Raw genomic sequence first — 7,592 nt, forward strand, 5'->3', positions numbered from 1 at the left:
CAGGGCCGAAACATCAGATCATTGTCGAGTGTCGATGACCGGCACCTCCCCGGTCATGTCGATGACCGGGATGGTCGTGGTCACGGTGGTGGGCACGGATGCCGACAGCAGGGTGCCGTCCTCACGCCGCTCGCCGATCAGCTCGTGCAGCGTCGGACGACCGGGGATGCGCGGCCCCTGATCGGACAACGGAACGGTGACCTCGCCGCCCGGCTCGACGACGTACTCCCGCCCGCGCACACAGAACGGCACGGGTGCGCCGTCGTCGGCGGCCACGGTCAGCGCGTCGCGGCGCAGCGTGACGTGCAACGGCGTGCCGTGCCAGTGCATGACGTACTGCAGATCGTCCCACCCGGCAGGCAGGCGCGGGTCGAAGCTGAGGCGGCCGCCGTCGTCGCGCATGCCGCCGAAGCCCGACACCAGGGCGGTCCACACCCCGCCCGCCGAGGCGACGTGCACTCCGTCGGCGGCGTTGTGGTGCAGATCGGCGAGGTCGACGAACAGCGCCCGCTGGAAGTAGTCCAGGGCGAGGTCCTGGTAGCCGACCTCGGCGGCCAGGATCGCCTGCACCACCGCCGACAGCGTGGAGTCGCCGGTGGTCAGCGGGTCGTAGTACTCGAAGTCGGCGAGCTTCTCTTCGGGGGTGAAGTGGGTGCCCTGCAAGAACAGGGCCAGCACCACGTCGGCCTGCTTGAGCACCTGGTACCGGTAGATCACCAGCGGGTGGAAGTGCAGCAGCAGCGGGCGCTGCTCGGGCGGGGTGCGCTCGAGGTCCCACACCTCCTTCTCGAGGAACACCTCGTCCTGGGGGTGGATGCCCAACTGCGGGCTGTACGGGATGTGCATGCACTCCGCGGCGCGCTCCCACGCCTCGGGCTCGGCCGGGTCGAGGTCGAGGCGGGCGACCATGCGGCGGTACACCTCACCGTCCAGTCGCGCCATCTCGCGCACCGTGCGGGCCGCGAAGCGCAGGTTGAACCGCGCCATCACGTTGGTGAACAGGTTGTCGTTGACGACGGTGGTGTACTCGTCGGGCCCGGTCACGCCGTGGATGTGGAAGGACTCCACTCCGTCGTGCGAACGCCAGAACCCGAGCGTGGCCCACAGCCGTGCCGTCTCGACGGCGATGTCGACGCCGTCGCGGTACAGGAAGTCGGTGTCGCCGGTGGCGCGCACGTACTTCGACAGCGCGAAGCACACGTCGGCGTTGATGTGGTACTGCGCGGTGCCGGCGGCGTAGTACGCCGAGGCCTCTTCGCCGTTGATCGTGCGCCACGGGTACAGCGCACCGGCCTCGGTGAGCTGGTGGGCGCGGCGCCGCGCGGCCGGCAGCATCAGCACCCGCATCCGCAGCGCGTTCAGCGCCCACTGCGGGGTGGTGTAGGCCAGGAACGGGAGCACGTAGATCTCGGTGTCCCAGAAGTAGTGGCCGCTGTAGCCCGATCCGGTGACGCCCTTCGCGCCCACACCCTCACCGTCGGCGCGGGCGGCGGCCTGGGCGAGCTGGAACAGACACCACCGCACCGCCTGCTGCAGGTCGTCGCGGCCGCCGATGCGCACGTCCGAACGCTGCCAGAACGCGTCGAGCCACGCGCGCTGGCGCTCGACGTGGTGGCGCACCGGCACCTCCATGGCGCGGTCGAGGGTGCGGCGGCAGCGGTCGACGAGCTCACGGGCGGGCACGCCGGCGCGGGCGGTGTGGTAGCTGACCAGCTTGGTCACACGCACCGGAACGCCGGCCTTGGCCTGCACCCGGAACACGTTCTTGGCGATGTCGGGCTCGACCAGGGTGCGCATCGTGTAGGGGTTGGCGGTGTCGATGAGGTGGTCGGCGACCACCGCGAGGGTCATGCCCGACTGGGCGACCCGGTAACTCAGGGTCGAGCGCTGCTTGTCCTGCCAATACTCCTGGGGCAGCAGCACCCGCTCGGCGAACCGGTCGGCCCGGCGCGGGTCGAAACCGGCCTTGCGCGGCGCGGTCGGGGTGCCCCCGTAGACGTCCTCGCCGTCCTGCCGGTTCACGATCTGGCAGCTGACGGTGACCGGGGCGTCGGCATCCAGCACCGTCACCTCGACCACCATGATCGCCAGGTGCCGCTCTTCGAACGACACCATCCGCTCGAAGTCGACGCGCACGTGCTTGCCGCTCGGGGTGACCCACAGGATGCGGCGGCGCAACACGCCGTCGCGGAAGTCGAGCACCCGCTCGTACTCGCGGATGTCGGCGAAGTCGAACGTCAGCGGCTCGTCGTCGACGTAGACCCGCATGACCTTGGCGTCGGGTGCGTTGACGATGGTCTGCCCGACCTCGGCGAAGCCGAACGCCTGCTCGGCGTGCCGGATGGGGAAGGTCTCGTGGAAGCCGTTGATGAATGTGCCCTGCTCGTGCGCGTGCCGCCCCTCGGGGTGGTTTCCGCGCATGCCGAGGTAGCCGTTGCCCACGGCGAACAGGGACTCGGTGACCCCGGCGTCGTCGAGGTCGAACCCGGTCTCGACCAGACGCCACGGGTCGACGGGAAAGCGGTCGCGATCGATCATCCTGCCCCTTCTCGGTGACTGCGCCGGATCGAGTCTAGAGACCGCGGGCGGATGCTTCGACCAGGTCGCCGAGATCGGCCACCACCACGTGCGCCCCGGCCGCGGTCAACGCCTCGGCCCCCACGCCGCGGTCGACACCGACGACGAGGGCGAAGCCGCCCGCCGCGGCGGATCGGACCCCGCTGAGGGCATCCTCCACCGCGGCCGCCCGCGCGGGGTCGACCCCCAGCATCCGTGCCGCAGCCAAGAACATGTCGGGCGCGGGTTTCGAGGCGAGATGCTCGTGCTCGGCGAGGACGCCGTCGACGACGACCTCGAACCGGCCCCGCAGGCCGGCGGTGCGCAGCACCTCGTCGGCGTTCTTCGAGCTCGAGACCACGGCGATCGGTGTGCCGGCATCCCGCAGCACGTCCAACAGCCGCAGCGAGCCGGGGTACGGGGCGATGCCCTCGTCGCGCAGGATACGGGCGAACGTCGCGTTCTTGCGGTTGCCGATGCCGCACACCGTGTCGGCGGTGGGCGGGTCGGCGGGCTCGCCCCACGGCACCTCGACCGAGCGGCTGCGCAGTACGGCGGCCACGCCGTCGTAGCGCTTCTTGCCGTCGACGTGCTCGAAGTAGTCGCGGTCGGTGTAGGGCGGGGTGATGCCCCACGCGGCGAACAGCTCGTCGAACAGCCGCTGCCAGGCGTGCATGTGCACCTCGGCGGTCGGGGTGAGCACGCCGTCGAGGTCGAACAGCACCGCGTCGTACCCGGTCAGATCGAGGGTGCGATCGGTGTTCATGGGACCTCCCGGGCTCGCGTCGGCGTCGGATGACACCACCGGTTCCAGGCTAGCCGCGCAGCCTCGTCGCCGAGTCGGCCGGTCCGCTGTCTCGGGCGCCGATCCCGCGGATCCGCGTAAACTCTGCCCCGCGGCATCCCGGGCCCGACGCTGCGCCGCGGCATCCCGGCCGGACCCTGCGCCGCGGCGGCCCGGCCGGACCCTGCGCCGCGGCGGCCCGACCGGGCCCTGCGCCGCGGCGGCCCGAACGGACCCTCCCGGCGGGGTCAGCCGCCGGTGACCTCGAGGGTCTGCCGGGCGATCTCGAGCTCCTCGTCGGTGGGCACCACGAGGACGGTCACCGGCGAGTCATCCGTCGAGATGACCCGGATGCCGTGGGCCCGGGCAGCGTTCCGGACCGGGTCGACGTGCACCCCGGCGAAGCCGAGGGTGGCCAGGGCCCCCGCACGCACGTCGGGCACGTTCTCGCCGACCCCCGCGGTGAACGAGATGACGTCGACGCCGCCCAGCTGCGCGAGGTACGCACCCGCATAGGCGCGCAGTCGGTGCACGTACACGTCGAACGCGAGCGTCGCGGCCTGCTCGCCGCGGGCCCGCCCGGCCAGCACGTCGCGCATGTCCGAGAATCCGCTCAGGCCCTTCAGCCCGCTGCGCTTGTTGAGCAGGTCGTCGAGGTCGTCGACATCCATCTGCGCACGCCGCGCCAGCTGGAACAGGAGCGCGGGATCGATGTCGCCCGAGCGGGTGCCCATCACCAGGCCTTCCAGCGGCGTGAACCCCATCGACGTGTCGACCGAGACACCGCCGTCGACCGCGGTGACCGACGCGCCGTTGCCCAGGTGGAACACGATCTGCTTCAGCTCGCCCGGCGGCCGCCCGAGGTAGGCGGCGGCCGCACCCGAGACGAACTTGTGCGAGGTGCCGTGAAAGCCGTAGCGGCGGATGCGGTGCGCCGCGGCGATCTCGGCGTCGATCGCGTAGGTGTACGCGGCGGGCGCCAGGGTCTGGTGGAATGCGGTGTCGAACACGGCCACGTGTGGCACGTCGGGGAACGCACGTCGGGCGGCGACGATGCCGGCGAGGTTCGCAGGGTTGTGCAGCGGGGCCAGCACCGCCAGCTCCTCGATGTTGATCTCGACCAGTGGCGTGATCAGGGTGGGCTCGAAGAACCGCGCCCCACCGTGCACCACCCGGTGCCCCACCGCGACCGGCGGATTCTCGACCAGGCTCGGCCCGCTCAGCTCGAACGCGTCGAGCATGGCCGCGAACCCCGCGAAGTGGTCGGGGATCGGCAGCTCGCGCTCGGTCGTGGCATCCAGCATCGTCGTCACGCCCTGCCCCGGCTCGCCCGACACCTGATAGACGGTGTGCCGGCACGAGCCCATCGGTTGGCCGATCCGCTCGACCAGTCCCGAGGCGAGCACCCGCTCGGTGGTCATGTCGAGCAGCTGGTACTTGAACGAGCTGGACCCGCTGTTGACGACCAGGACGATGCTCACCGGGATGCCTCCGACTGGGCTTGGATCGCCGTGATGGCGATGGTGTTCACGATGTCATCGACCAGCGCCCCACGCGAGAGGTCGTTGATGGGCTTGTTCAGACCCTGCAGCACCGGGCCGATGGCGACGGCGCCGGCCGAGCGCTGCACGGCCTTGTAGGTGTTGTTGCCGGTGTTCAGGTCGGGGAAGATGAACACCGTCGCACGGCCGGCCACCTGCGAGCCGGGCATCTTCGCGGCCGCGACGGCCGCGTCGGCGGCGGCGTCGTACTGGATCGGGCCCTCGACGGGCAGCTCGGGCGCGCGCTCACGCACCAGGGCGGTCGCGGCCCGCACCTTCTCGACGTCTTCGCCGGCGCCGGACTCGCCGGTGGAGTACGACAGCATCGCGACCCGCGGTTCGATGCCGAACTGCCGTGCGGTGGCCGCCGACGAGATGGCGATGTCGGCCAGCTGGGCGCTGGTGGGATCCGGGATGACGGCGCAGTCGCCGTAGACCAGCACCCGGTCGGCGAGCGCCATGAGGAACACGCTCGAGACGACCGAGACGCCCGGGGCGGTCTTGATGATCTCGAACGCGGGACGGATCGTGTGCGCCGTGGTGTGCGCGGCACCCGAGACCATGCCGTCGGCCAGGCCCAGATGCACCATCATCGTGCCGAAGTACGAGACATCCGTCACCGTGTCGGCCGCCCGCGCGTAGGTCATGCCCTTGTGGGCGCGCAGCCGCTCGTACTCGCGCGCGAACCGGTCGACCAGCGCCGCATCGAACGGGCTGATGATCTGGGCGGCGCCGATGTCGATGCCGAGCGCGGTGGCGCGAGCGCGCACCTCGGCCTCGTCGCCGAGCAGGGTGATCTCGGCGATGCCGCGCGACAGGGCGGTGGCCGCGGCGCGCAGCACCCGGTCGTCGCCGCCCTCGGGCAGGACGATACGGCGGCGGTCGGCCCGGGCGCGCTCGATGAGCTGGTAGCCGAACATCAGCGGGGTGACCACCGTGGAGCGGGCAAGACCCAGCGCCCGGGTGAGCTCGTCGATGTCGACGTGCTGCTCGAACAGGGCGAGGGCGGTGTCGTAGCGGCGCTGCGAGTCGGCGGCCAGGCGCCCCCGGGTGCGCATGATGCGCAGCGCGGTCTCGTAGGTGCCGTACTGGGTGGTGATGATCGGCAGCGGCGTCCCGAGCCCCTCGATGAGCCGCTCGATCGACTCGGGCAGCTCGAACGGGCCGTTCAGCACGATGCCGGCCAGCGACGGGAAGGTGCCCGACGCGTTCGCGAGCAGGGTGGCCAGCAGCACATCCGACCGGTCGGCGGCCACCACGACGACCGAGCCCTCGAGCAGACGCGGCAGCACGTTGACCATCGACATGCCCGCGACCACCACGTCGAGCACCTCGCGGGTGAGCAACTGCTCGTCGCCGCGGAGCAACGTGGCATCCAGCGACCGCATCACCCCGCGCATCGACGGCGCGACCAGGAACCGGTCTTCGGGCAGTGCCCAGACCGGCACGCGCCCGTCGCGGTGGGCGGCGGTGCGGGCCACCGGCGAGGCCTCGACGACGTGTGAGATCGCGGCGACGGTGGTCACCAGGGCGTCGGGGTCGGTGCGATTGGCGATCACCGCGAGCAGTTCGGCGCGGCCGTGGGCGAGCTCGGCGAGGGCGAGCGCGGCGATCTGCCCCATCTGCTCGGCCGTCCGCGCCTGCGTCGTGCCGAGCTGCTCGCCCAGGCCCTGCTGGCTGCGGCCGCCGAGCACGAGCAGCACGGGGGCCCCGAGGTTCGCGGCGATGCGGGCGTTGTAGCCCAGCTCGGCGGGGCTGCCCACGTCGGTGAAGTCGCTGCCCAGGATCACGACCGCGTCGCACCGGGCCTCGACCGCCTTGTAGCGCTCGACGATGACACCGAGGGCGGCCTCGGGGTCGGCGTGCACGTCGTCGTAGGTGACGCCGATGCAGTCCTCGTAGGCGAGGTCGACGCCGTCGTGTTCGAGCAGCATCTCGAGCACGTAGTCGCGCTCCACGGTCGAGCGGGCGATGGAGCGGAACACGCCCACCCGCGGTGTGGCGTGGCTGATCGCGTCGAGCACGCCGAGCGCGATCGTGGACTTGCCGGAATGACCTTCTGCGGACGTGATGAAGATGCTCTGCGCCACGGTTCCAGCCTAGGCGGGTCGCCCCGTCGGCGGGCTGCGGGGGGCGGGCGGGGCGTGGTCGGGCCTGGGCGGCGGGCGGGGCGCGGGGCTGCGCGCGGCGCGCGTGTGGACGGGTGGCGGCGCGCGCGTGGGCGGGGTCGGGCCTGGGCGGCGCGCGGGTTCGGTCGACACGAATGGCTGCCCGGATGCGGGAAACACGACCATTTGCGTCGACCGAACCGGGAGGGCCGTGTTGCGTCGGCGGAACGGGACGACCGTGCGGCGACGCAGCGGGCGGACGGCGCGGCGGGCCGGTTCGGTCGACACGAATGGCTGCCCGGATGCGGGAGGCACGACCGTTTGCGTCGACCGAACCGGGAGGGCCGTCGGGCAGGCCGGCGACGCAGCGGGCGGCGGCGCAGCGGGCCGGTTCGGTCGACACGAATGGCTGCTCGGATGCGGGAAGCACGGGGTGAGTCCCATAGCGTGGTGTCAATTCCTGCGGGGTCCTCGTCGTCGTTGACGATGGAGGGCCACCGTGGGATGACCAGTTGTTTCCGGCAAGAAGCAAAGGAGAGATCCCACGATGACCCACTACCAGTCTGCCCTGACGACCCTGATCGGCGAAGTCCTCGCCGACCC

The 7,592-nt window shown here is 71.5% G+C and carries 4 protein-coding genes; all 4 read right to left on the reverse strand.

Features of this window, described 5'->3' with window-relative positions; genetic code table 11:
• Positions 1 to 18: 18 nt before the first annotated feature.
• A complete protein-coding gene (locus H577_RS0113645; RefSeq protein WP_051192045.1) occupies positions 19 to 2,538 on the reverse strand; it encodes a glycoside hydrolase family 65 protein in 2,520 nt (839 codons plus the stop codon).
• Between the two features lie 34 nt (positions 2,539 to 2,572).
• Positions 2,573 to 3,322, reverse strand: coding sequence for an HAD family hydrolase (locus H577_RS0113650; RefSeq protein ID WP_029146420.1), 750 nt, complete (start codon positions 3,320 to 3,322; stop codon positions 2,573 to 2,575).
• 266 nt (positions 3,323 to 3,588) lie between these two features.
• Positions 3,589 to 4,821, reverse strand: a complete 1,233-nt coding sequence (locus H577_RS0113655; protein ID WP_029146421.1) for an acetate/propionate family kinase — start codon at positions 4,819 to 4,821, stop codon at positions 3,589 to 3,591.
• On the reverse strand, positions 4,818 to 6,971 hold the full coding sequence (gene pta / locus H577_RS0113660; RefSeq protein WP_029146422.1) for a phosphate acetyltransferase: 2,154 nt from the start codon (positions 6,969 to 6,971) through the stop codon (positions 4,818 to 4,820). The genes H577_RS0113655 and pta overlap by 4 nt, the downstream gene beginning before the upstream one ends.
• Positions 6,972 to 7,592: the final 621 nt, after the last annotated feature.

This window comes from Microbacterium luticocti DSM 19459 (assembly GCF_000422405.1).
Taxonomy (GTDB): Bacteria; Actinomycetota; Actinomycetes; order Actinomycetales; family Microbacteriaceae; genus Microbacterium; species Microbacterium luticocti.

Bases quoted from the DNA above. Each gene is read 5' to 3' on its own strand.
- H577_RS0113650 (WP_029146420.1), bottom strand. From the start codon at position 3,322: ATGAACACCGATCGCACCCTCGATCTGACCGGGTACGACGCGGTGCTG.
- H577_RS0113645 (WP_051192045.1), bottom strand. From the start codon at position 2,538: ATGATCGATCGCGACCGCTTTCCCGTCGACCCGTGGCGTCTGGTCGAG.